Raw genomic sequence first — 23,193 nt, forward strand, 5'->3', positions numbered from 1 at the left:
GAAGTATCGAAGCAATAGGCTTTGTAGACTTTCAAAAGCTTGCTAATTAATGCTTCGCCCCTACAATCGGAATTGAAGCGTTTGACCAGTAAATGTTGAAAATCTTCCATCTCTTTACACTTTTAGGAGCTCAATTATGAAACCAGGACAATACTTTTCCCTGACCGTCGGTATCATCTTCTTACTTGTTGGCATAGCCGGATTTATTCCAAGCTTTGTTACTCCCCCTGCCGCTGACCCTGATATGGTGGGTCTCGGAGTCACTAATGGATACGGTTATCTAATGGGGTTATTCCCAATCAATGTTCTACACAACGTTGTTCACCTGACAGTAGGGCTTCTAGGAATTCTTGGCGCTACCTCATTGGGTAGTGCTCGTCTTTTTAGCGGAGTGCTAGCACTCTTCTATGGAACGCTAGCGATCTTGGGACTGTTTCCTGCGACTCAGTCCACCTTGGGTTTAGTCCCCATTTTTGGTAACGATGTCTGGCTACATGCACTTACCGCTGCGATCGCCACCTACTTTGGATTTTTTGCTACGCCCAACCTGGCAGAACTGGGTGAAGAAAGCATTCAAAATTAAGCTGCTACTTTCACTCTAAATGACGGGAAAAAAGAGGTTGGGCTTTGTCCAATCTCTTTTTTGTTTCGCGTTGAATCCTGCTAGACAAGGTACTGCGTACTTTGATTATCCGTGTGGAGATTCCCACATTTTGAGAGCTCCCACGCTAGAGCGAGTGGAACGAACCTACAGCAATTTCCTTAATGGGTAACATAGCGTAGGGGCGGTTCGCGAACCGCCCTACAGGAGTGATGGTTAATTAAGACAGTACAAATTAATTGTGAGAGGTACACCTCTTTAAAGACACACCTCTCACAACTTGCGTAGAATACAGCGAACAACATTACAACTGTGTCATGGTGGGGTACTCACTCAGTAACTCATCCCTAGAGAGAACATCTCTAGAATCTTGAGGTGACCACAGAAGCTCAAAGACCAACAGCTCATTCGCAGGAATAGCTCCCAGGCGTTGTAGGGCAGCTTGCAGTTCAGTTGTAGAGTGAATTGCGCTCAATAGAGGACGATCGCCTCCAGTACCTAACAGCAACGTAACGACAATATATCCACTGTCAGGATTATTCTCAGTGCTAAATTGGGCTGTCTGTCGATGTACCTGCCCTCCTACGTTAGCCAGAGTCTCTGAACCAAATTTACTGCGCTCTTCAATCGAGAGTTGCTCAAATAAACGGCTTGCTTCCTGGCGGCTGTTTGCCGTTTGAGAATCGACTCGAACATGGCTCCAATATTCAGGCGATCGCAAGAGCGTCAACACGGTTTCTTGCAGCATTGCACTCAAGCCTTGTTTGGTTTGCAGGTTGTGACGAGTAGCAATTTGCTCAAGCGCTGCCTGAAGAGGGCGTGCCCCTGCCAACAGGGATACCTGAAGTCGGGTAACGGTAACAATGTCATTTAGAAGTTCTCCATTGGGCGATCGTCGTCCGGTTAATCGGTTGCCCGAACGGCTACCCAAGGTGTTAAGCCGCGATGCCATCAGGAAAAAGGGAGCAAAGAAGAATAAGGCGATCGCCGCCAAAACAAAGATAGGCGGAATGCCAATGCTAGCACTAGGGTAGCCCGGACCTGAATCGTAAGGTGAACCGTAGGGAACGGTATTCGGAAGGGGAACTACGACAGGCGGTTGACGGTAGCGATCGCGGGTGTAGTACGGATCTGATCGCCTGCTGGGATAACTGTAGGGATCATTGTAAGGTGAACCGTAGGGATCGCTGTAACCATAGGGATCACTTTGATAGGGCGGTTGTGCATAGCCCTCGCCTCCACCGTAACCTCCCCCATCGGGGACGGGTTCGGCGGGAGCAGGTTCATCAAATGACCCTCCTCTTGCCCGTCCTCCCGTTGTTGCCACGGCGCGATCGCTCGTATCTAAATATTCAGCACGCGGCAAATGGGCACTGCCCACGTGGATAAGACCAAAGCTAAGGGCAGTTGCTCCTAGCAGCCGGAGTTTTGCCATGAATCCCATGAGACCATTCCTACCAATACCATTTGGCTCATGCTATGAAAAAATCCCAGCGCGCTCGTCTATTGAAGGAAGATATTGGATTGGAACTAAAGGTAGAAAGCTTTGCTTCGTTCGTCTTGGGATTAAGAGGTGGAAGCGCGTTGTGCCTCCACCTCTTATTCAGGAATTTGTGCTACATCGTGACAAACGTGGTTTGTGCTGCTGCGATCAGCTCATTGCTGTTGATGCCACGCAGGGTCGCCAGTATGCTGTCATCAGCGCTAATGACCGTGCTTCCGCTGCTTTGGGAGAACGAAAGCTGGTCATAGGTGACTCCGTTCATCAGGGCGATGAAATCTTCGCCAATGCGGAAGTCGCTAAACGTATCAGCATCCTCACCAGTGGCGATAACAAAGCGATCGCGGCCTTCCCCGCCAAATAGGGCATCTTGACCCAAACCCCCATAGAGCAAGTCATCGCCCGCATCACCATAGAGTTGGTCATTGCCTTCGCCGCCATAGAGTTGGTCATCGCCGCCCTGCCCAAAGAGGCGATCGTCTCCTTCACCGCCACTGAGCAGGTCATCGCCACCCGCATCATCGCCAGCCTGAACCGTGTTTAAGTCACCCCGGATCAGGTCATTGCCCTCCTCACCATAGAGGAAGTCATCATTGACTGAGCCTGCGATTGTGTCATCGCCTTCGTTACCCCGAACTAAGTCGCGATCGGGCCCACCCAACAAAGTTTCTGCCTGGGGAGTTCCTTCGACTAGAGTAGGTAAAGCGTTCTGACCAAATAGCGTCCGGTACATCAACTCATAGATGTACGTATTTTCGTGAGAACTGGGCAAGTCTCCCGCATTCAAGCCATAGGTTTTGGTCAACACGCTGTCAGGAACATCGTTCAGCGTGGCATAGGCAATCCCAAAGGGAAACGTGTTTCCGTTAGCATCTTCAGCCGTGATAAAGGGTTCAGTGTCCGGTCCCTCTTGTCCATCAAGGGGCACTTCAACCGCATCAGAGTCATCAGGCAGGGTAGGGTTTACTTCAACCGTGCCGACGGGTTCATCTGCTTCATCAACGTCATAGACTTGAGGTCCACCCGCATTGCTATCAGCAGATGTAACTAGCAGCGTATTGGGGTCCTCATTGTTGATGAAGTCCATCGCTACGCCGATCGCATCATCTGCCCGTCGAGTTGCTTCAATCAGTCCACGACCGTTGTTGTTGTTGCCAAAGTTATCGGTGCCTTCTTCTTCCAGCACCACCATGAAACCATCGGGGTCACGGTTCAGGATGGGCAAGGCTGCTTCTAGCATTTCGGCAACGGTGGGTGGGTTTTCGTTGCCGGGTTGCCCATAGTTGTCTAATCCCGCTTCCGCGTTGGCTTCTTCAGTCGTGTCATTGTAGGTATCTTCTGCCGCAAAGATACCCAAGACCTTGGTCGTGTCTTCAGAAAGGTTTTGTAGTTGCTTACGGTTGTAGACCACCGTGTAGCCCAAATCCTGAGCTTCCTCAATCAGGTTGCGTCCGTCGGTGCGAGTACCCTCTTCGCCAAAGAAGCCTGTAGTTCCTTCTGGCAAATAGTCTGTTTCACCCCCACCTAAAATAACGTCAACACCCGATTCCACAATTTCTGCGGTGATAGCTTCGGTTTCACTGCGGCTTTCCACATCGGCTAAAAAGACCCCTGTACCGGGTTCTGCGATGAAGCCAGAGTTGATTACAGCAGTCGCTTTACCAGCGGCGATCGCCTCCTCCATGATGGTCAGGCCCTGTTTCCCAGAGCGTGAAATTACAGGCTCACCCTGTTCATCTAACCCGTAGGAATCGGCTTGAGGCGTAGTGCCCATTGAGTGAACGACTGCTCCGGCATTGGAACTGGGGGTCAGTTCATCTTCGATGCTGTTGATGTAAACGCCTGCATCAGACATCATGTCCCAGTTGAGGCGACCGTCGGGACCTTCTTCCTCTAACCGAGCCAGGGTGAAGTAGGCCGGGGTGGTGCCATCGGGGTGAATGAAGATGACATTACCTGTGTCCCCAGTAGTGGCAGGAGCAGAGACAGGTTCCGGCGCTTCAACAGGAGATGGCAGAGCTTCATCAAACAGCGTTTGATACATCAACCGATAAATTGTTGTGTTGTCGTGGGTGCTGGGCAGCAAATCGGAATTTAGCCCATAAGCTTTGCTGACAACGTCAGAGCCAAAGTCTGGTAGCCCTGCATAAGAAATGCCATAGGGAAAGCGAGTGCCGTCTTCATCAGGTCCGGTAACAAACGGTTGCGTGTTGCGTCCTTCCTCACCATCAAGGGGCACTTGAATAGCATCTGAGCGATCGGGCTGAGTGGGGTTTACGGGAGTAGTGCCAACGTTGCCACCCACTTGAACGTCTACATCGGTGGTTTGCAGTCCGCCTGCATTGCTGTCTGCGGTAGTGATTAACAGCGTGTTTGGTCGTTCGCTGTCAATGAAATCTTGAGCAACGCCGATCGCCTGATCTGCCCGAATCGCAGCTTCTACAACACCTTGACCGTTATTGTTGTTGCCAAGATTGTCCGTTCCTTCTTCTTCTAGAACGACAAAGAAGCCATCCTCATCCGCAGCCAAAATTGGGAGAGCCACCTCCAGCATTTCAGCAACGGTAGGTGGGTTAGGATTTCCCGGTTGCCCATAGTTCTCTAGTCGCTCAGCAGCGTTGGCTTCCTCGGTGGTGTCATTGTAGGTGTCTTCTGCCGCAAAAATGCCCAGGACTTTGTCGGTGCCCTCAGGCAAACTTTGCAATTGCTCACGGGTGTAGATCACCGTGTAGCCCATCTCCTCAGCTTCTTCAACTAGGTTGCGTCCATCGGTGCGGGTGCCCTCTTCGCCAAAAAAACCTATGGTTCCTTCGGGTAAATAGTCGGTTTCGCCGCCACCCAGGATGATGTCAACGCCCGATTCAACAATTTCTGCAGTGATGGCTTCGGTTTCGCTACGGCTTTCTACATCGGCGAGAAAAACACCTGTTCCGGGTTCTGCAATGAAACCAGAGTTAATTACAGCGGTCGCTTTGCCAGCGGCGATCGCCTCCTCCATAATTGTCGTTCCCTCATCAGTCAAACCTTCTTGAGCAGAAAGGGAGGTAATCGAGTTGCCTTCTTCGTCTAATCCGTAGGAATCTGCTTGAGGCTTTACCCCATAGGCATGAACAACTGCACCCGCATTCGAGGTTGCTGTGAGCTGATCTTTAATGTGCGATAAATAGGAGCCAGCGCTATCCATCCGATCCCAGTTAATGCGACCATCTGGACCCGCAGTCTCATAACGAGCCAAAGCATAGTGAGAGGGCGTAGTGCCATCAGGATGAATGAAAATGACGCTGTTGTTATTTGGAGTCTTGCTGCTGTTATCTGACATGGTATTGTCTGGTGTAGAAATTAAGAGTGGATTGAGCAAACCATCGTTAATTCGTTGAGCGTCATCAAATCGCCACTAAGTATTTCTGCTTGTCCAAACATGTCCTATTCCTGAGACTGAGGCACAGCAAAGCTTCCGTGAATCTCGCAGAGCTTCACAGGCTGCAATGCCTACAATGCGGGTGTGTAGCCTTTAATTTGAGCTCAAATTTTTAGGAGTAGCCGTGTTGGAGATGAGGGAGCCGGGTTAAGTGAGCGGTCAACATGTACAAGGATTAACCCGCTACGTTAAGAAATGCCCCTAGTAGGACGTTAAGAGTAAGTAAAGCTTGACCGATCTCCGTCTACAGTCATAGAAAGGTCGAACTTGAAATGTAAACAAGCTAACAGCAGTTTTTCACAAATTATTCAAGATCTCTGAGCTTAAGATTTCTATATGTTGCGAGATAGTCACTCTCTACTCATAAAATCTTAGGATCTGTTCTGGTCGGGCAATCGTTTGCGCTTGAATGGTTTTTCCGCCACGCCCGCTTTCTTTACGTCCCCTAGAATCGTTAAAATACAAGCGATATCTGAGTCAATGTAACTAAATCACCGCCATATTATGAGTGTAGTTAGCCAAGTTATTCTCAACGCCGACGATGAACTCCGCTATCCTACTAGCGGCGAACTTGAAGGTATCAAAGAGTTTTTGCAGACCGGGGAGCAGCGAATTCGGATTGCCGCTGCCCTTTCTGAGAATGAGAAAAAGATTGTGCAAGAAGCCAGCAAGCAGCTTTGGAAAAAGCGCCCTGACTTTATTGCTCCAGGCGGAAATGCTTATGGCGATCGCCAGCGTGCCCTCTGCCTGCGCGACTACGGCTGGTATTTGCGCCTAATTACCTACGGAGTTTTGGCGGGCGACAAAGATCCAATTGAGAAAATTGGGCTAATCGGCGTGCGTGAAATGTACAACTCGCTGGGTGTACCAGTTCCTGGTATGGTTGAGTCGATTCGCTGTCTTAAGAGAGCTTCGCTCAGCTTGCTTACTGAGGACGATGCTAAGGAAGCCGCACCTTACTTTGACTACATCATTCAAGCGATGTCGTAGCGTCATCATTCAAGCGATGTCGTAGCGTTGACACGAACCTAAAAATTAACTAAATTTGGCTCCCCACGTTTTGTAGAAATCCTGGCCGCTAATGGTCAAGCTTTTTACAAAATGCGGGGAGATTTTGATCTCAAGCTAAGTTAAAAAAACTCAAAACTCCAACAAAGCGCATGAAACTAGGAAAGGTCGTCAAATCAAATTCTCACTGTGACTATGTCGTGCAGTTAGACGACAAACTGGAGGTGAGCAATCCGCCTCAGGCAGAAGACTACGGATTTGGCAGCTTTGTCAAACTGGAAGAATCAGGCGGACGGCACTGGGCGGTCGGGTTAATTTACAATACTCAACTGTTTAATCCCACGTTTCTCAGCAACGGGCCCCGTCTTTCGAGCGAACCAGATCCTCTGTTTGCGCCGGATTTAGTCAACGAAACCCGAACTTTGCTAGGCACGGTTTTGGTTGGGACGCTGGAGGTGGAGGACGATCGCACCTATGGAGTTCATGGAATTCCCCGCATCGTTGTGCCGGTCAATACTCCCGCATACAAAATGTCCGAAGCTGAGGTGCATCAGTTTCACCGGAATCAGATGCAGCGTCCTCAGTTTTGCTATTACAGTCACTTGCTGCGCTGCGGCGGCAGTTTTGCGGCTCAACTCACCCAACAGGTGCTACAAGAGTTGGCAGACAGCAACCTGTTCCCAGATGCCGATCAGCGAGCTTTAGAAATTCTTTGCAAAGAGTTGTCCTGGAAGAATACGATGGGAGCAATGCGCTAGAGACTGTTTGACTAGAGCTTGCTAAAGTTACTATTGCTTACCAAAAGTCGAATTTTCCCAATCGATTGTAAAGTACGCGCAAAGTAAGCACTGGGTGTTGCCAGGTGTTTCAAAAGGGTGCGGTTTCTATTCGGGCTGCGCTAGGCTAGGAAAAGCTAATAAAAAACCGACAGATTCCGTACGGAGACTGTCGGTCAGTCGTGTGTTCCCTGTTGATGACTCGGCTAGAGTTGAGTCTCCTACAGTATGTCTGGACTTAGATAGGGCGATCGCGATCCTGATCAGCTTCAGCCGTGATTCTGATCACAGATTGTCTTCGCTCTATCGTCTCCCTTTAAAGGCGAGGATTCACATCTCTAGCCATTTCGCGATACTGCTCTGGGTCACTGTCCGGTCCGGTTTCCAAATTAGTGACTTCAGGCTCGGGTAAGTTTTGTTTTGGAGCAGTGGCGGCTTTGGCGGCTTCGCTGCCCGCTGCGGTTTGGTCAATTTCGCTGGTGCTAAAGGCTTTTGAAGCCTCATAATCATCCTGAACGTTCACCTCAGGCTGTTTTTCATTACCAGCAGCAATATTCTCAACGGCTTGTTGAGCATCAAAGTTTTGACCTTCTTTAGGAGATTCAGGCATAAAAGACTCCGATAGTGTTTATGTATTAGCAGAGCCATCCTACCGAGTCCGATCCCCGTTCTCTAATCTCCCTGGGAGAGATTCGACCTCTCTCTTCAGACGGGAATTGAGTAATCAAAAAACAGTGCCATCGCTCTCCAGTTGAATTGGAGGGGCGCCGCCTCTGAGCGTTGCAGCAATCTGTCGTCCTGCGCTCCAGGTACCGCCCTGTAAAACTTTGACTAGAGGCAGGGCCGTTTCTTCCATCCCTAGTTTGGTACGAATGGCTGTGGCGATGTGGTCTAGCAAAATAACAGTTAGCGATCGCCATTCAACAATCACTTCGGACTGTGGCAGATGTGGGGTTTGGGTGACAGCCGCATGTTTTGCCTGTAACAGTCCCAAGTCCAAACACAATCCGCCATTGCGGTATTCGGGCAGACCGGTGAGCTGGTCTAGCCCAGTAATTTCTAATCCCAGTTCTTGCAAAGGCTCCAGGAGGGAGTAGGTCAGCCATTGAGAAAGCTTGTGAAAGGGCACGAGCTGTGACCCGAATCCCGTATCGCGCAGAGCTGGATGAGTCCACACGTCACCCAGATTGACGTGGGCGATCGCAATTCGTCCTGCCCAAATGTCACCCAGTCCAGCCAAAACCGCCTGTAGAACCGCATTAGTGGGCAGTTTTCCATCTACTGCCTGATCCACTAGATACCGCACTAGATGTCCGGGACGCGGTTGCTCGCTGCCAAATAGCTCAGAATGTTGCGATAGGACTTTACCCAGGTTTCGCAGTAGGTTCAAGCGTCCCTGCAATCCGACTAAGGGATTCTCGTCTGTAACCTGAAAACCTTGTGTTAAGTCGGATTCGGTTAACTGCTGTAGTCCTGCTGCGTCTGCCTGTAGGGTTTGGCGATCGCTGGAAAACAGCCCATCACAAAATAGGTTGAAGCTGGCAACTGCCAAACCCTCAGAGCGGCAAAATACTTCACCCGTTTCTGACTCGATGTACTGCCAGGTGGCTCCAGCTCCAGCGTCAAGCAGCACGCTGGTTATCGCCAGGTCAAACTTTGCCTCTGCTTTTTCAATCGGGAAAAGGTGAGCAAGACGCTGATCGAGCTGCGCCAAACGCTGCTTTCTTGTGCCTACTTCAAAGTGTCGCCAGCGGCTATGGAATGGAATTTGCAGGTCAGGATAGACTTGCTGTGTCACCTGAATCACGTAGTCGGCAACAGATTCCAACTTGCTCAAATCACAGCGAAAATGCTGAAGCTGATCCTGGCACGCCAGGTCAAAAAGCTGTCCGCACCGTTCCCGAATTGCTGCTGGAGAACGCAGGTAAGCAATCGCCTCTCGCTCCACTGCTGATAAGTTCCCTGTGTTGACGTCCGTGTTGGCATCCATAGATTTATCACCCCTAAACGAGGACAGCTTACCGCGCCGCAAGGTCCTACCCGTTTAAGTCATACCCGTTTAAATTGTGTTGTGCAATTCAATCCTGTAGGGGCAGTTCGCAAACTGCCCCTACAGAAATATTTACGACAAATAAAAATCAAACTGGGATTAGCTTAGTCAGGGACTAGGCTAGCTTACCGCGTCGTTAAGCCAGCTTGTCCGTAAGGTAAGCCAGGTTATCTCGCCATGAAGCTGGCTTAGCTGGGGATTGAGCTAGCTTAGCGGGACACGAAGCTAGCTTAGTCATAGGTTAGGCTAGCTTGCCACGCTAGGAAGCCAGCCTAACCATAATCTGGGCTAGTCTGTTGCGTCACGAAGCCAGCCTCCCTACAGGTTAGGCTAGCTTACTGAGCCACGAAGCTAGCCTACCTAGAGGTGAAGTTAACCCAGCGTGCAACGAAGCCAAAGTGGCTACATTGCGAGATCAGTTTGCGTACTGTTGAACGGCTAGCACCAGTTTGTCTGTCCAGTGCTGTACTAGTTCAGCGTCGGCTGCTTCTACCATTACCCGAATCACGGGTTCCGTGCCGGAGGCTCTGACGAGAATGCGGCCGCGATCGCCCATCTCGGCTTCTGCCTGAGCGATCGCCTGCTGTAAGCGGGCATTGTCCTTCCAGTTGAGGCGGCGATCGCGGTCTTCTACGCGCACATTCCGCAGCAGTTGCGGATAGGTTTGAAAGCTCTGATCAACCATTTCAGCAAGGGAAACGCCAGATTGCCGCACGATAGTAGCCAAATGCAGCGCCGTTAGCAACCCATCGCCTGAGACACTGTAATGCGGACAGAGAATATGACCAGACTGCTCACCGCCCAGCATATAACCGTGTTTCACCATTTCTGCATGAACGTACTGGTCGCCTACGGCAGTGCGAATGAGCTTACCGCCTTGCCGCTCCCAGGCGCGTTCAAAGCCCAGGTTTGCCATTACGGTCGAAACGATGGTGTTGCCGGGAAGCCGGTTTTGCTGGCGTAGGGTTTCGCCCCAAAAGTAAAGAATGTAGTCGCCATCTACAACGCGTCCCTGAGCATCGACTGCCATAGCCCGGTCTGCATCACCGTCAAAGGCTACGCCCAAATCAGCATCGTGTTCTTGAACGGCAGCCTTGAGTGATGCAAGGTGGGTAGAGCCACAGTTAACGTTAATGCGATCGCCATCTGGGTAGTCGTGCAGACAAATTACGTCTGCCCCCATTGCCTCAAAGACTGCTGGGGCTAACTGTGCTGCTGCACCCCAAGCCAGATCTAGCACGATTCGCATTCCTGCCAAGTTGCCGTGGGGAATCAGCGGTTGCTGAAGCGACTCGACATACGCTTTTACCAGTTCTGGTCGGTGATAGTGCTGTCCTGGCTGGAAAGCGAGCTGTTTTTGCTGGCTAGCCCAACCGCCTTCACCCCGCAGCGCGGATTCAATTTGGGTCTGCAATTGGGGTGAGAGCTTAGTGCCGTTTGCGGCAAAAAACTTAATGCCGTTGTCTTCGGGGGGATTGTGGCTCGCAGAAATCATCACACCGCCAATCGCCTCTGACGTGCTGGTCAGGAAAGCCACGGTAGGCGTAGGGCACAATCCCAAATTCCAAACTTCTAGACCCGCTGCAGTCAATCCAGTAGACAACGCAGTCGCTAACATCGGGCTAGAGTTACGAGAATCTTGTCCCAGGATGATCAGCCCCGGTTTTGCTGTAGTTGCCTGCAATACTCGACCGGCCCAAAACCCCACCTGTAGTGCTAGGGGCACGCTCAGCAAGTCACCTACTCGCCCACGAATGCCGTCTGTCCCAAATAGCTTTGTTGCAGGTAAAACGAGAGGTTCCCAATCCGCGCTGTGCAGCGTCACGGGTTGAGTTGCAGTAAAACCTGAGTCAGTCTGACTGGGACGGGATGTCCAGTCAGAGGATACAGAAGATAAAACCATATCAGACACTCCACACATCTCACACACTGGAGCATACCACCTTCGTAAAGATCCCTAAATATTTCCGATGAGAGATCCACAATTCGTGCTTGCATTCTTCTCATCCTGAATAGTTGCAGTGGATTACATCTCTCTAAAGGCTTTTTCTCAAGAGGACGCTTCCCGTTGAACACACTCTTGTACAGACGCAATGAATTGCGCCCCATCAGGATCAATTCGTGTGGAGACGTAAACCTGTGAAGACGCAAATAGGACGCACTCCGGTGCGTCCTATCTAAAAGTTCAAATCTAAAAATTCAAAACAGATTTTTCTACAGCCCGACTTCTGCCAGGAGCGATCGCATTTCTACCCAGGTCAACCCCTGCTGAATGTAGTGAGGAATTTGGGGGTTGTAAGGACTTTCTACTCGATCGATTGAGATGATTTCTGCCTCATCCGGTAAGACTGGAATATCTGGGTCAGCGGCAGTTGGGTGCATCAGCGAACTGGAAAAGCCCCTGAAAATTGCGATTTGGTCAGCCTCTCCGGCGATCGCCACTTCTACCAGCAGCACTTCATCTGGACGTTTAATCGTATATTGTTCCAGTCGATGCCCCACGCCGCGCTCCATATGCTTCACCTCTGCTTATTTGCGCTTATTAATGGATCTACTGCTGCACCGCAGAACGTCCCTGTTTGCCCAACCTGACCAGAACAAAGTAAATCAGATACAGCATGTAGATAATCAGTCCAACAATTCCCAGAAAACCGAGGAAACCGGGAGCCGAGTTGGCGTGAAAGAAATCTTTGTAAATCAGAGGAGCTTCTAGCCAGACCTGACAAATCGGCAAGCCAAATGTTTCTCTCGACAAGGCACAGCGCACAAAAGGAACGGTAGCAATCGCTGCCACAATGCTATAGACGGTCACTGCCCAACGCCAAGAGGTAAAGGTCAGCTTCAACGGCTTGGTGGGCTGGTCGTCAATTTCTTCATTCAAGTCCACCCAAAACCAGAGGCTAATGGGGATCAGAACTGTCGCTATCAAACCGGCGATGAAACCGACTAAAATTCCCCCAATCATTAGATAAACCGTGATAGCTAATAGACTAGCAACACGCCAGTAGATTAGCAGGAGCCGCTGCATCGGTTCATTTTTTTGCACAAATGCCCAAATCAAAAGAATCAGGGGAAATAGAACCGTAAATAGAAGAGCCAGTCGGTAATCAGTCCAAACGAGCGATCGCAGAAGTTCCTCTTGCATAACTTGCCTAACTTAATGTCCCAGAAAAACCCAAAACTTCCGATTTTTCCACACTCCAGCGTAACATTCTCAGCTTCATCCCGATTTCCCCTACCCCTAACTCAGGAAATCGTACATACTCAATCAATACGCTCGTCCCAACTTCTAATCATTTCATTTCAAAGAGAACCATGAAGCTGATCAAGCTTCTATTTATCCGACATGCTCAATCCCTTGGTAATCGGCAGAAACGAATGCAAGGGCATGGCGATTTTGAGCTTTCAGCCGAAGGAGTAGAGCAGGCAAAAAAGCTGGCTCAGCGGTTGGTGCTGGAGCATAAACGTCCCAGCTATATCTACAGCAGTCCTCTCAAACGAGCAGCCCAAACTGCAGAAATTTTGCTTACCCATGTTTTGTCTGCGACTGCTGCATCTTTCAAGAGTGCGTCCAGCTTGAATCCGGTTTCTAGCTCAACTCCGGATGAAGCTAAGCTCCTTAATCTTCAGGTGGAGTATGCCGATGAGTTGAAGGAATTTCAGAACGGAATTTTTGAGGGATTGACCTGGGCTGAGGCAAAACAGCGCTATCCGGCTCTATGTGAAGCGCTGGAAAATTCTCCAGATTGGATTCAGATTCCCGGCGCAGAGTCGCTGCAAGAGGCTCGCGATCGCGCCCGCCGATTTATTCAAACTCTGCTGACTCGTCATACAGAAGACACGCAAATTTGGGTTGTCACGCATAGCTGGATTTTGCAGCATTTGATCGCAGAATTATTGGGAAGCGATCGCTCCTGGCGACTACATGCCCACAACACCGCCATATTCGAATTTTGGCTCGACCGCTCCCGCTGGCATCACACCAATCAAAACCGCCTCAACACTGACCTGTGGCAAATTCGTCGCTTCAATGATTATCGCCATCTAGGTTAACTGGACAAGCTTGCAATGCTGTTTGAATAACCTTGAGGAGATCTAGTGCGACTAGTTCCACCAGCAGCTTGCAACGAATATAACGGTTCTTGCTTGAGTGGAATACAAAGCACGGCATAGAGCAGTGGCGCAATGCACTACTGCTCTATGCCGTGCAATTGAGAATTGATATAGATGCTGCCATGAAGGCGATCGCTAAAACTGTCACTGGCGTTCAAGAAGGTGATGAACGGAGATACTCTAACATCCGGAGATTATTAAAAATCAGTAACGCTTAGGGCCTGACCGTGCGATATTGTTAAGGCAAATATGGGGTATTCTCAAATACCTAACTCATTGCTGAATCACCATGCCAACCATGGTCAATCCAATGGACGACATCGCTAGACAAGCTCGTCAGGGCAGCGTCGCCGCGATCATTCAAGTTCTCAACGAAAAGCTGACAGACTCTGGTGTAAGAACCAGGGCCATTTTGGCTGAAGGGATTTTACAACTCTTGTGTGAAGCCCCTCGTCTCGACCAGCTAGAAAAGCCTGTCCTAGTCAACCAGGTTCGTCAGATTCTAGAATCACTTCAGCCTCGTGGCATTCGGCGCGTCAGAATTAACAGCCGCATTGTGCGAGAACAGCAACTCCTATGGTTAGAAGAAATTAACCGTGATCCAGAGAACCAAGTGCTTTGGTCAGAAGAAATTCGTCTATCCAAGGTAAATCCGTTACAGCGACTCTCCCAAGATTGGAAAACTCAAAAAACGGAGTCGAGTAAATCCTTACCCAAGACAGTAAAATCTTCAACTCTGCGTGAAAAACGGCAGTTTTTTCGTGGCATCTTAGGGGGAGCTGTTCTCTGCTTGCTGCTGCTGCTGGGGGGAGGGTTACTCTACAGCCAATTGGGGTTCGGGCTGCTAAATCAAATTCAACCGGATGGGTTGGGAGAGTCTGAAGCTAGACAAGAAGCTACAAGCGTTGCCAGTCCTCCGCTTGATGCTCCAGACTCCTCAGCGGAGGCTCAGCCAGAGAACGAAGCTTCAGGCTCAGCGGCGGTTACTCCATCGGGAGACCCGTTTGTCGAAGCAGTTAGGCTGGCAGAACGGGCAGCAACAGAGGGTCAGATCGCTCAGTCTTCCGCTGATTGGCTGGAGTTAGCAACCTACTGGCAGCGGGCTTCTGACTTGATGGCTCAAGTTGCTCCTGGAGATGGGCGTTACCAAACGGCACAAAACCGGATGCAGGTCTATCGGCAAAACAGTGAAGCAGCGCTTCAGCAAGCTCAGAGCAAGCGCACCGAGCCAGAGCAGGCTACTCAAACAGGCAACTAAGCCTACTAGACTGGCAAAATCCAGCTATCATAGCGTGGTGGTGGTATTTAAACAGTGTTTTCAGTAGCGTTTCAAGTTGACGCTGCTCAAATTTCTGTGCTGGCACCTCTACAACGTTCGTTGCAGCAACTGAAGATATGGGCAGACAACGGTTACTTTTGGCGGTGATTTTGGCGCTGGCATTTGCTGCCGCGGTGGTGATTGTAGCGGTGCCAGTGCGGTTAGGGCTGGATTTGCAGGGTGGGTCACAACTGACGCTTCAGGTCAAAACGACTGAGGCTGTCCCAGAAATTACAGCAGAAAAGCTGGAGGCAGTCCAGCAGGTAGTAGAAAATCGGATTAATGGACTGGGTGTGGCTGAAGCCGTAGTGCAAACGGCAGGCGAAGACCAGCTTTTGGTACAGCTACCGGGAGTCAGCGACCCTGAGCAGGCAGAACGAGTTTTAGGTGGCACAGCTCAGCTAGATTTTCGCTCTCAACGTCCCGGCACGGAACAGCAGCTTGGAATCACTTTTCAAGCCCAGCAGCTTTTGCTAGCTGAGAAAGAGCGAATTCGAGACGGTGGAGATGAGGAGGCGATCGCCCAAAACCAGGAGGCTCTCGATCAGAGTAATGAGGCGATCGCTCAATTCTTTGACAAAACTGGGCTAACAGGCGACATGTTGCAAAATGCTTTTGCAGCCCCCATTGGCACCAATTCCTGGGAAGTTGGGCTCGAATTTAACCAAGAAGGCGGTGAAAAGTTTGCCCAATTGACCAAAGGTATTGCCGGTACAGGACGGACTCTAGGCATTTTCCTGGACAACGAATTGTTGAGTGCCCCAACAGTTGCCGTTGACTATGCCCAAACAGGCATTACGGGCGGAAGGGCCAGTATCACCGGCAGATTTGATGCTCAAACCGCAAGTGAGTTAGCCGTTCAGTTGCGAGGGGGGGCTTTGCCCGTTCCGGTTGAAGTGGTTGAAAACCGGACTGTTGGTGCAACTCTGGGACGAGATAGTATCCAGCGCAGCATCTATGCAGGAATCGGCGGCTTGCTGCTGGTGTTGATTTTTATGGTGGTTTACTACCGTTTACCTGGTTTAATCGCGGATATCGCTCTGATCATCTACTCAATTCTCACCTTCGCCATCTTCAGTTTGCTGAACGTAACGTTGACGCTTCCTGGAATTGCAGGATTTATTCTCAGCATCGGTATGGCAGTTGATGCAAACGTGCTGATTTTTGAGCGTACCCGTGAAGAGTTGCGGGCAGGAAAGACGCTCTATCGTTCTGTTGAAGCGGGATTTTACCGTGCTTTCTCTAGCATTCTTGACAGTAATGTCACCACTTTGATTGCCTGTGGTGCCCTGTTTTGGTTAGGCGCAGGTTTAGTCAAAGGATTTGCACTGACGCTGGCGATCGGTGTTTTAGTCAGTATGTTCACAGCGCTGACCTGTAGCCGGACTTTGTTATTGGTGGCGCTAGGGTTTCCAGGGTTACGGAAGCCCAAGTTGTTCTGCCCTAACCTGCCCACTTCCACCTCATCTCAGGCAGGAGTAACGTCATGAAGCTACAGGTAATTCGACAGCGATCGCTCTGGTGGACGATTTCCTCGGTGATTATCCTGAGCGGTATTGTCGCAATGGTAATTTCTTGGAATCAGATCGGTTCTCCTTTGCGTCCCAGTCTCGACTTTGTTGGAGGCACACGCCTACAGCTAGAGCTAGACTGCACCCAACCCAACAATTGCGATGACCCGATCGAGCCAGGAGAAGTCCGTCAGGTTCTAGCAGAGCAAGATTTGGGCAGCAGCAGCATTCAAGTCTTGGGAGACGAGCGGCACGCCCTCTCCATTCGTACCAGTGTGCTAGATGTCAATCAGCGAACTCAACTGCTAAGTGCGTTAAGTGAACAGATTGGTACCTTTGACCCTCAAGCCACCCAGATTGACACCGTTGGACCTACCCTGGGTCGTCAACTTCTCTCTTCAGGGTTATTGGCGCTGGTTGTTTCCTTCGTTGGCATTACGGTTTATTTAAGTCTACGATTCCAACTGGATTACGCCGTTTTTGCCATTGTTGCGCTATTCCACGATGTGTTAATCACAGTAGGAATTTTTGCCATTCTGGGATTAACCATTGGCGCTGAGGTAGACAGCTTGTTTATCGTGGCTCTGCTGACTATCGTAGGCTTTTCGGTGAATGACACCGTTGTGATTTATGACCGAATTCGCGAAACGATGCAGCAGGAGCCAAGTCGCAATATTAACGACATTGTAGATGACGCGGTAAACCAAACTCTGGCGCGATCGATCAACACCTCAGTTACAGTGCTGTTGACCCTTTCCTCAATTTTCTTGTTTGGTGGAGAGACATTAAAGTATTTTGCCCTAGCATTAATTATTGGGTTTACGATGGGTGCTTATTCCAGCATCTTTATTGCGAGTACTTTGCTCGCTTTATGGCGAGAGCGTTTTGGTCAACCAATTCCTGTCCCTTTAGATTCTTCTAGCTCAGACGATGCCTGACCATGGTTGAGTCCGAATCTTCAGCCCAAGACCATCCTCTGCGTTATGATCCGGCTTTTCGGCGGGAGCTTGAGCGGCTACATCGGCTCACAGTTTATGGCAGGTGGGGAACGGTTTGTTTGCTGTGGCTACTGTTGGCTCCGCTGAGCCTATGGAGCTTGCGCTCGGAGTTTGTGCTGTGGATGGACTACTTCACTTGGACGGCTGTTCGCTATACGATCGCCTATAATCCCATCCAAGCCTTTTTTTTGTCATTGTGTATTGGTATGACGGTCGCGGTTTTGCTGTGGCAGAGCCGCAATATTCTTTGGGGAATCTCCGACCGCCAAACCAAACGCTTAGAAAAACAGCTATTGCAAATTCGCCAACAGGGCCCAAGGCACCCGCTCTGGCGCTGGGTGACGAATGAGCGTTCAGCGCCTTAGTCAGCGCCTAACAAACTGACTAACAGTGCCTTTTGAGCATGAAGGCGGTTTTCTGCCTGATCCCAAATCTGCGAGTGGGAGCCTTCCATCACCTCGTCGGTAATTTCTTCGCCTCGGTGGGCAGGGAGACAATGCAGCACGATCGCCTTGGGATCAGCGATGTCCAGCAGTTGTTGATTGACCTGATAGGGTTGAAAGACGGGAATGCGAGTAGCTGCAAAGTCTTCCTGTCCCATGCTGGCCCAGACATCCGTGTAAAGAACATGTGCGCCATCCGCTGCTGCTTCCGGATCGGAAGTGAGTAGAATCTGGGTGCGATCGCCTGCCAACTTCTTTGTTAACTGGACGATTCCCTCATCTGGCTGATACTCGGCTGGAGTCGCCACCCTGACATTCATTCCCACCAGCGCACAACCCAACATCAAGGAGTGCGCTACGTTATTGCCATCGCCTAAGTAGGTCAACGTCAGCCCCTCCAAACCGCCAAACTGTTCTTGAATGGTCAGTAGATCTGCCAAAACCTGACAGGGATGCTCTAGATCAGTTAACGCATTGATGATCGGAATCTGGGAATAGTGGGCAAAAGTCTCTAACTCCTGCTGTTCATACGTCCGAATTGCCAAAATATCAAGATATCGGTCCAACACTCGCGCTGTGTCAATCGTCGGCTCCCCCCGGCTAACCTGCGTAGTGCTGGTGTTGAGGTCAATCACCTGCCCACCCAGTTGATACATTGCCACCGAAAAGCTAACGCGAGTTCGAGTAGAAGCCTTCCGAAAGAGTAGCCCTAAAACCTTGCAGCAGCGGGAGCGAGCTTTTCCTGCCTTTAAAGCTGCTGCCAAATCTAAAAGACCTAATACTTCATCAGTATTTAGGTCAGCTAAACTGAGCAAATCCCTTCCCTTTAGCGCTTCTACACTCATCCCTACGTCCCAAGTAAAACTGTCCTAAAAACCCTACCAGATATTTTCAAAGCAAAATCAAGTTAAGTCCGTTATTTTTGCAAATTTGTGAGGTTACCATTCCTTGTTTGTTCTTTGGCGTTTGAGAACGCCCAATGACCCATGACTTCTTTAAGCGCTTTCTTGAATCGCAAGCACAAATTGCGGATCTAAGCGATCAGATAAGTCAGGAATCTGGTCAATTTGTTCCTGATTTTTGAGGAAGTTTGCTAGATCATGCATTGGCTTTAAAACATAGAGATTGCTGTCAGGATTGTTGAGCATCTCAATGTTCGCATTCAGGTTTGCCAGCTTAACTCCTTTTAACTGTTCGCTTAGATCTTGTGGAGTTAACTCTAGCCGCTCAGCGGCGATCGCCAACCCCTCGTCAGGATTAGTGGTGAGGAATTCTAATCCTCTAAGATTGCCTTGAATAAAAGCGGCGATCGCCGCCGAATTGTCTGAGATTGCCCCAGTGTTAAAGATGAATAAATCAGCGATCGCCGTCGGTGTTGCTAACTTTGAACTGTCATAGATAATCCGCCCATCTGACTGAGCCTGCTCTGCTGTAAACAGAAACGGCGCATAAGTGACAGCAACCCCAACATTGCCAGATTGATAAGCCGCCGCTGCCGCATCTGGCGTAACATTAACCAGCGTTACATCCGCTTCGGATAATCCCGCTTCAGACAACACTTCAAGTAAAAAGAAATGGCTGACTCCACCGATTTCAACCGCGATTTCTTTACCTTTGAAGGCAGCAATATCTGGAATGCTATTTCGAGCAAGAATGCCGTCACCTCCATTAGAAGTATCCACGACATAGACTACCCGGTAGTCGGCCCCATTCGCCGCAAGCAAAACCGCCTCCGATGGCACCAGTGAAAGACCGTCGATCTGCCCTGCGGCAAAAGCAGCACTGGCATCTGTCCCAGAGCTAAACACCTTCACATCCAGATTTAGCCCCAATTCCTCAAAAAATCCTTTTTCCTGAGCAATATACAGAGGGCTATAGCCAATCCAGGTGACGATTCCCACTGCAGCAGAGGTAGAATCTGCTGCGGTCTGAGAGGGTTGGGCAGCCTTAGTACAGGCATGAAGAGCAATTCCCCCTGCAGCGCCAGAAATAAGCTGTAAAGCCTGCCGCCTAGTCCAACTTGATCCCATGAACGTGACCGCCTTTGCGCTAGGTTCGCCAAAAGCATCATGACATTTGGGTAAGTAATTTGTGTAATCTAAGCTACACCCATCAGGATGTGACTAGAGCGGGATGTAAGGTGAGAATTTCAACCCCATCTTCAGTGACAGCGATTGTATGCTCAAACTGAGCCGAAAGCTTGCGGTCTTTGGTCAAGGCTGTCCATTTGTCAGCCATCACCTCAACTTCCCAAGTCCCTTCATTAATCATTGGCTCAATCGTGAATACCATCCCGGGTCTCAACTTTTTGCCTTTGCCTCGGGTGCCGTAGTGCGGAATTTGGGGAGCCGTGTGGAAAATACGGCTGACTCCGTGTCCAACAAAGTCTCGAACGACTGAGAAACCTTCTGCTTCCGCATATTCTTGAATGACTGCCCCAATATCACCAATACGGGCACCAGGTTTCACTGCTTTAATGCCCCGGTTTAGGCATTCTTCAGTAACTTCAACTAGCTTTCTAGCAAGGGGAGAAGGTTCACCCACAAAAAAGGTGCGGGAGGTGTCGCCGTGATAGCCATCCAGAATTGGAGTGACATCAATGTTGATGATGTCACCCTCTTTTAAGATTTGCTTGGCATTAGGAATGCCGTGACAGACGACCTCGTTAATGCTGGTACAGATAGATTTTGGGAAACCGTGATAGCCCAGCGGAGCGCTTTTAGCACCATGTGCTTGAGTCCAGCGTTCAGCTTCATCGTTCAGGTCTAAGGTGCTAACTCCAGGCTTTACCATCGGGGCGAGGTGGTCAAGGAGTTCAGCCGCCAGTTGTCCAGCCCGACGCATTTTATCAATTTCTCGGCTCGACAACAAAACAATGGGTTCGTTATCCATGAATTTCTAGCTACTATGTTTCCCTTCTTTTACTTTAACCTGCTCTCATTGGACTTCTCGCAGATTGAAGGTTTTGGCTTGGATCAGTGACGCTTACCGGACTAGCTTTTCCGTTGGTGAGGCGTAACATATTTAGCAGGAAATGCAGCTGTTTGCTTTACCTTCATGTGGGTCTAATGTGCATGAATTTAGTGCATTCGACCACAGGGGACTGGTCTGCAACAGGTCAGGTTGAGAGAACAAGCCAGATTGAGGAAACAGATCGGGTCGAGGAGAGTAGCCACGTGCATCTCGCCGCCGCATCATTCTGACAAACGTACTCCAGTTCAGCGCTTTTTGTTTCATTCTTTCTTTTAGCGCTTTTGCTGCAAGCGTATAGCCACCGTCTGCTCCGTCTACAAAATGCACCTGAGGACCGTTTCGCTCAAATACCATGCAGGTCATTAAGGCGCGATCGGAGGTATACGTCCCGTATACTAATTTGCCTTGCTTGTATTTTGTTTCCAAGTAGCTATTTAGTGCCTCCCGTTGCGCGGCTGTGCCTGAAATCACCATCCGTAGCATGTCGTCAAACTTTTTATAGTCAGTTGCGCCAACCACGATGTCTTTGTATGTGCCCCAATCCATTTCCCCTGCCTGAGTTTTGAAATGCATTAGGAACAAACCTAAAAGGTTTTCTAGCTGAATTTTCCATAAATACAGCTGTTTATGAAACCGACTGCCTGATTTTGCCCGTAGTTTGGTTTCCTTTGAAAGCTTTTTGGAGCTGAATGTTAAGTTAAGCGTCTTGCTATGAACGGGACGATAGCTTACTTCATCGCCATAAATCTGCTGAATTTTATTGATAATTTCAGCGTAGAGGCTTGCTAAGTTTTCGCTGCCATAGGCAGTTGCCATGACTATTAGGCTGACAAATTCTCCATGCTGACTAGGAATGTCTTGCCAACGACACTCTAATCCAGACAGATCTACATCTGCGAAAGACTTTTCAGGTGTAATCCTATAAACTTCTGTAGCATTTGGGTCTTTCAAAAGCTCTGTTGCGTAGGTTAACCCGCCTCCAATGAAAACGCTTTGGCTGTAGTTTTCTGAGACTTTTAGTTTGGCAACCTTTACGTCGTAGTTAGCGGCGATCGCCACTGACACTGGCACGATTCCGACGCGTAAATCCATCCCAAATTCTTGAACTGCCAACTGTTGTACAACGCTCAAAGCCTGTTTTGTTTTAGCAAAAAGACTCGGTGGAATCAGAATTGTTGCCCCATCTCCACCAAACACAAACGGAATATCGGTTGTGTCCTTATGACTATTTGCTCCATTTCCCAATGTGTTTAGCACTGCAACAATCGAGCAAGCGCCCAGCAGGTTCACATCCTTGTAGTGCCCTGACTCAATTGCCTTAGTTGATTCAACAATGTCAGTAATCACGATGTACCAGTCTTCTGGCACGGGTATGAAATTGCTGGAATTGGTGATATCCAGAAAGTCCGTTAAAGTTGGAAGTTCTGAGTAGAAGTTTGCTGTAGACATGCTTTTGTCCTGATCTTGAATCAAACTGCTGGATCGCGATTCAAGCACCCAATAAAAGTCATTAAAGCAGTCGTTGCTCTGCTGACGGTATATTCTAAAGTTAGAAACAAAAGGTGAAGAACTAGAGAAAATAACTGAATTTCTTTTGGAGATTTTGGGCTGGCTTCAGAGAAAATCGCAAACGGCATCAATACTATTATGGCAGTTCACTTACTTCAGCATCTATGTGGGACTACGTAAGTCAGTGGAACTTGAATAGAAGCAAAATTTCCTGCTAGGATACGCTCCACTTCGGGAGCAGTGCGTACAGCATTGTCCTATCAAAAAAATGGGGTGAGTTCAAAGCTCTCACCCCATTTTGTTCTAGATTAAGGCGATCAACGCTATAACCGTCTATTTAGCAGCAGCAAATTGTTCTGCTACATAATCCCAGTTGATCAAGCTGTCTACGAAGGTTTTAGCGTAGTCTGGGCGACGATTTTGGTAGTCGAGGTAGTAAGCGTGTTCCCAGACATCCATCGTCAGCAGCGGAACCTGACCCAGAGCGATCGGGTTTTCGGCGTTGGGGGTTTTGGTTACTTTCAGGGTGCCCTTGTCTAACACGAGCCATGCCCAACCGCTACCAAACTGGGTGCCACCCGCTGCAAGAAACTCTTCTTTGAACTTGTCGAAGCTGCCAAAGTCAGCGTTGATTTTGTCGGCTAGCGCTCCAGTGGGAGTACCACCGCCATTAGGCTTCATGCAGTTCCAGTAGAAGGTATGGTTCCAGGCTTGGGCTGCGTTGTTAAAGATCCCGGTTTTACTAGAGTCGCCGTAGGTTGCTTTGATCACTTCTTCGATCGACTGACTAGCAAGTTCTGTTCCTTCAACCATCTTGTTGAAATTGGTCACATAGGCAGCGTGATGCTTATCGTGATGAAACTTCAGGGTATCTGATGAAACATGAGGTGCTAAAGCTTCGTAATCGTAAGGTAGGGGGGGAAGTTCGTAAGCCATGTGTTCGTGCTCTCCTCTTCAAAGGTTTTCGGGATCTA

General features: G+C 49.5%; 19 protein-coding genes and 1 pseudogene. 8 read left to right on the top strand and 12 right to left on the bottom strand.

Going from position 1 to position 23,193, the window contains the following annotated elements:
- The first annotated feature begins 136 nt into the window (after positions 1-136).
- Positions 137-583 (top strand): DUF4383 domain-containing protein, encoded by a 447-nt coding sequence (locus tag H6F93_RS10665; protein WP_190641113.1) that lies wholly within the window; start codon positions 137-139, stop codon positions 581-583.
- 322 nt (positions 584-905) lie between these two features.
- On the opposite strand, the gene H6F93_RS10670 is transcribed toward H6F93_RS10665, so the two are convergent.
- Positions 906-2,045 carry a DUF1517 domain-containing protein gene (locus tag H6F93_RS10670; protein WP_190680531.1) on the bottom strand — a complete coding sequence of 380 codons (1,140 nt, stop codon included), beginning with the start codon at positions 2,043-2,045 and terminating at the stop codon, positions 906-908.
- 172 nt (positions 2,046-2,217) lie between these two features.
- Entirely contained in the window at positions 2,218-5,421 is a 3,204-nt protein-coding gene (locus H6F93_RS10675; protein WP_190680533.1) for an alkaline phosphatase, read from the bottom strand.
- 603 nt (positions 5,422-6,024) lie between these two features.
- Between H6F93_RS10675 and H6F93_RS10680 the strand changes: the two genes are divergently transcribed.
- Together H6F93_RS10680 and H6F93_RS10685 are read left to right on the top strand one after the other, a co-directional pair.
- Positions 6,025-6,510 carry an allophycocyanin subunit alpha-B gene (locus H6F93_RS10680; RefSeq protein WP_190641116.1) on the top strand — a complete coding sequence of 162 codons (486 nt, stop codon included), beginning with the start codon at positions 6,025-6,027 and terminating at the stop codon, positions 6,508-6,510.
- Positions 6,511-6,677: 167 nt separating this feature from the next.
- Positions 6,678-7,286, top strand: a pseudogene (locus tag H6F93_RS10685) (DUF8166 family protein); the annotation flags it as partial.
- A 334-nt stretch (positions 7,287-7,620) separates the two neighbouring features.
- Here H6F93_RS10685 and H6F93_RS10690 read toward each other — a convergent pair.
- From H6F93_RS10690 to H6F93_RS10710, 5 genes are all read right to left on the bottom strand, one after another.
- Positions 7,621-7,914, bottom strand: a complete 294-nt coding sequence (locus tag H6F93_RS10690; RefSeq protein ID WP_190680536.1) for a hypothetical protein — start codon at positions 7,912-7,914, stop codon at positions 7,621-7,623.
- Between the two features lie 114 nt (positions 7,915-8,028).
- Positions 8,029-9,294 carry a URC4/urg3 family protein gene (locus tag H6F93_RS10695; protein ID WP_190680538.1) on the bottom strand — a complete coding sequence of 422 codons (1,266 nt, stop codon included), beginning with the start codon at positions 9,292-9,294 and terminating at the stop codon, positions 8,029-8,031.
- Between the two features lie 475 nt (positions 9,295-9,769).
- Positions 9,770-11,257 (bottom strand): phosphoglucosamine mutase, encoded by a 1,488-nt coding sequence (glmM, locus tag H6F93_RS10700; protein WP_190680540.1) that lies wholly within the window; start codon positions 11,255-11,257, stop codon positions 9,770-9,772.
- Positions 11,258-11,568: 311 nt separating this feature from the next.
- Positions 11,569-11,868 (bottom strand): DUF7734 family protein, encoded by a 300-nt coding sequence (locus H6F93_RS10705; RefSeq protein ID WP_190641138.1) that lies wholly within the window; start codon positions 11,866-11,868, stop codon positions 11,569-11,571.
- Between the two features lie 37 nt (positions 11,869-11,905).
- Positions 11,906-12,499 (bottom strand): DUF3177 family protein, encoded by a 594-nt coding sequence (locus H6F93_RS10710; protein WP_190680543.1) that lies wholly within the window; start codon positions 12,497-12,499, stop codon positions 11,906-11,908.
- A 170-nt stretch (positions 12,500-12,669) separates the two neighbouring features.
- Between H6F93_RS10710 and H6F93_RS10715 the strand changes: the two genes are divergently transcribed.
- The 5 genes from H6F93_RS10715 to H6F93_RS10735 all read left to right on the top strand — a co-directional run bounded on the left by H6F93_RS10715 (position 12,670) and on the right by H6F93_RS10735 (position 17,659).
- Positions 12,670-13,407: a histidine phosphatase family protein gene (locus tag H6F93_RS10715; protein WP_190680546.1), complete on the top strand. Its 738-nt coding sequence runs from the start codon at positions 12,670-12,672 to the stop codon at positions 13,405-13,407.
- Positions 13,408-13,756: 349 nt separating this feature from the next.
- Positions 13,757-14,725: a hypothetical protein gene (locus H6F93_RS10720; protein ID WP_242043394.1), complete on the top strand. Its 969-nt coding sequence runs from the start codon at positions 13,757-13,759 to the stop codon at positions 14,723-14,725.
- Positions 14,726-14,862: 137 nt separating this feature from the next.
- Entirely contained in the window at positions 14,863-16,275 is a 1,413-nt protein-coding gene (gene secD / locus H6F93_RS10725; RefSeq protein WP_190680548.1) for a protein translocase subunit SecD, read from the top strand.
- Entirely contained in the window at positions 16,272-17,234 is a 963-nt protein-coding gene (gene secF, locus H6F93_RS10730; RefSeq protein ID WP_190680550.1) for a protein translocase subunit SecF, read from the top strand. Before secD ends, secF begins: the two co-directional genes overlap by 4 nt.
- A 2-nt stretch (positions 17,235-17,236) precedes the next feature.
- Positions 17,237-17,659 carry a hypothetical protein gene (locus H6F93_RS10735; RefSeq protein ID WP_190680552.1) on the top strand — a complete coding sequence of 141 codons (423 nt, stop codon included), beginning with the start codon at positions 17,237-17,239 and terminating at the stop codon, positions 17,657-17,659.
- Here H6F93_RS10735 and argF read toward each other — a convergent pair.
- The 5 genes from argF to H6F93_RS10760 form a co-directional block, all read right to left on the bottom strand.
- A complete protein-coding gene (gene argF, locus H6F93_RS10740; protein WP_190680554.1) occupies positions 17,656-18,582 on the bottom strand; it encodes an ornithine carbamoyltransferase in 927 nt (308 codons plus the stop codon). The two genes, H6F93_RS10735 and argF, sit on opposite strands and share 4 nt — an antisense overlap.
- Positions 18,583-18,732: 150 nt before the next feature.
- Entirely contained in the window at positions 18,733-19,767 is a 1,035-nt protein-coding gene (locus H6F93_RS10745) for an ABC transporter substrate-binding protein (RefSeq protein WP_190680557.1), read from the bottom strand.
- An 82-nt stretch (positions 19,768-19,849) separates the two neighbouring features.
- Complete coding sequence (gene map / locus H6F93_RS10750) at positions 19,850-20,629, bottom strand: type I methionyl aminopeptidase (RefSeq protein ID WP_190641128.1); 780 nt, start codon at positions 20,627-20,629, stop codon at positions 19,850-19,852.
- Positions 20,630-20,761: 132 nt separating this feature from the next.
- Positions 20,762-22,159, bottom strand: a complete 1,398-nt coding sequence (locus H6F93_RS10755) for a DUF3095 domain-containing protein (RefSeq protein WP_190680559.1) — start codon at positions 22,157-22,159, stop codon at positions 20,762-20,764.
- 393 nt (positions 22,160-22,552) lie between these two features.
- Positions 22,553-23,155: a superoxide dismutase gene (locus H6F93_RS10760; protein ID WP_190641130.1), complete on the bottom strand. Its 603-nt coding sequence runs from the start codon at positions 23,153-23,155 to the stop codon at positions 22,553-22,555.
- Positions 23,156-23,193: the final 38 nt, after the last annotated feature.

The sequence above is a fragment of the Leptolyngbya sp. FACHB-671 genome (assembly GCF_014695745.1).
Lineage (GTDB): Bacteria > Cyanobacteriota > Cyanobacteriia > Elainellales > Elainellaceae > JAAUTN01.

Coding starts and splice junctions, on each gene's coding strand:
- H6F93_RS10665 (WP_190641113.1), top strand. CDS start 137: ATGAAACCAGGACAATACTTTTCCCTGACCGTCGGTATCATCTTCTTA.
- H6F93_RS10670 (WP_190680531.1), bottom strand. CDS start 2,045: ATGGGATTCATGGCAAAACTCCGGCTGCTAGGAGCAACTGCCCTTAGC.
- H6F93_RS10675 (WP_190680533.1), bottom strand. CDS start 5,421: ATGTCAGATAACAGCAGCAAGACTCCAAATAACAACAGCGTCATTTTC.
- H6F93_RS10680 (WP_190641116.1), top strand. CDS start 6,025: ATGAGTGTAGTTAGCCAAGTTATTCTCAACGCCGACGATGAACTCCGC.
- H6F93_RS10690 (WP_190680536.1), bottom strand. CDS start 7,914: ATGCCTGAATCTCCTAAAGAAGGTCAAAACTTTGATGCTCAACAAGCC.
- H6F93_RS10695 (WP_190680538.1), bottom strand. CDS start 9,294: ATGGATGCCAACACGGACGTCAACACAGGGAACTTATCAGCAGTGGAG.
- glmM (WP_190680540.1), bottom strand. CDS start 11,257: ATGGTTTTATCTTCTGTATCCTCTGACTGGACATCCCGTCCCAGTCAG.
- H6F93_RS10705 (WP_190641138.1), bottom strand. CDS start 11,868: ATGGAGCGCGGCGTGGGGCATCGACTGGAACAATATACGATTAAACGT.
- H6F93_RS10710 (WP_190680543.1), bottom strand. CDS start 12,499: ATGCAAGAGGAACTTCTGCGATCGCTCGTTTGGACTGATTACCGACTG.
- H6F93_RS10715 (WP_190680546.1), top strand. CDS start 12,670: ATGAAGCTGATCAAGCTTCTATTTATCCGACATGCTCAATCCCTTGGT.
- H6F93_RS10720 (WP_242043394.1), top strand. CDS start 13,757: ATGCCAACCATGGTCAATCCAATGGACGACATCGCTAGACAAGCTCGT.
- secD (WP_190680548.1), top strand. CDS start 14,863: ATGGGCAGACAACGGTTACTTTTGGCGGTGATTTTGGCGCTGGCATTT.
- secF (WP_190680550.1), top strand. CDS start 16,272: ATGAAGCTACAGGTAATTCGACAGCGATCGCTCTGGTGGACGATTTCC.
- H6F93_RS10735 (WP_190680552.1), top strand. CDS start 17,237: ATGGTTGAGTCCGAATCTTCAGCCCAAGACCATCCTCTGCGTTATGAT.
- argF (WP_190680554.1), bottom strand. CDS start 18,582: ATGAGTGTAGAAGCGCTAAAGGGAAGGGATTTGCTCAGTTTAGCTGAC.
- H6F93_RS10745 (WP_190680557.1), bottom strand. CDS start 19,767: ATGGGATCAAGTTGGACTAGGCGGCAGGCTTTACAGCTTATTTCTGGC.
- map (WP_190641128.1), bottom strand. CDS start 20,629: ATGGATAACGAACCCATTGTTTTGTTGTCGAGCCGAGAAATTGATAAA.
- H6F93_RS10755 (WP_190680559.1), bottom strand. CDS start 22,159: ATGTCTACAGCAAACTTCTACTCAGAACTTCCAACTTTAACGGACTTT.
- H6F93_RS10760 (WP_190641130.1), bottom strand. CDS start 23,155: ATGGCTTACGAACTTCCCCCCCTACCTTACGATTACGAAGCTTTAGCA.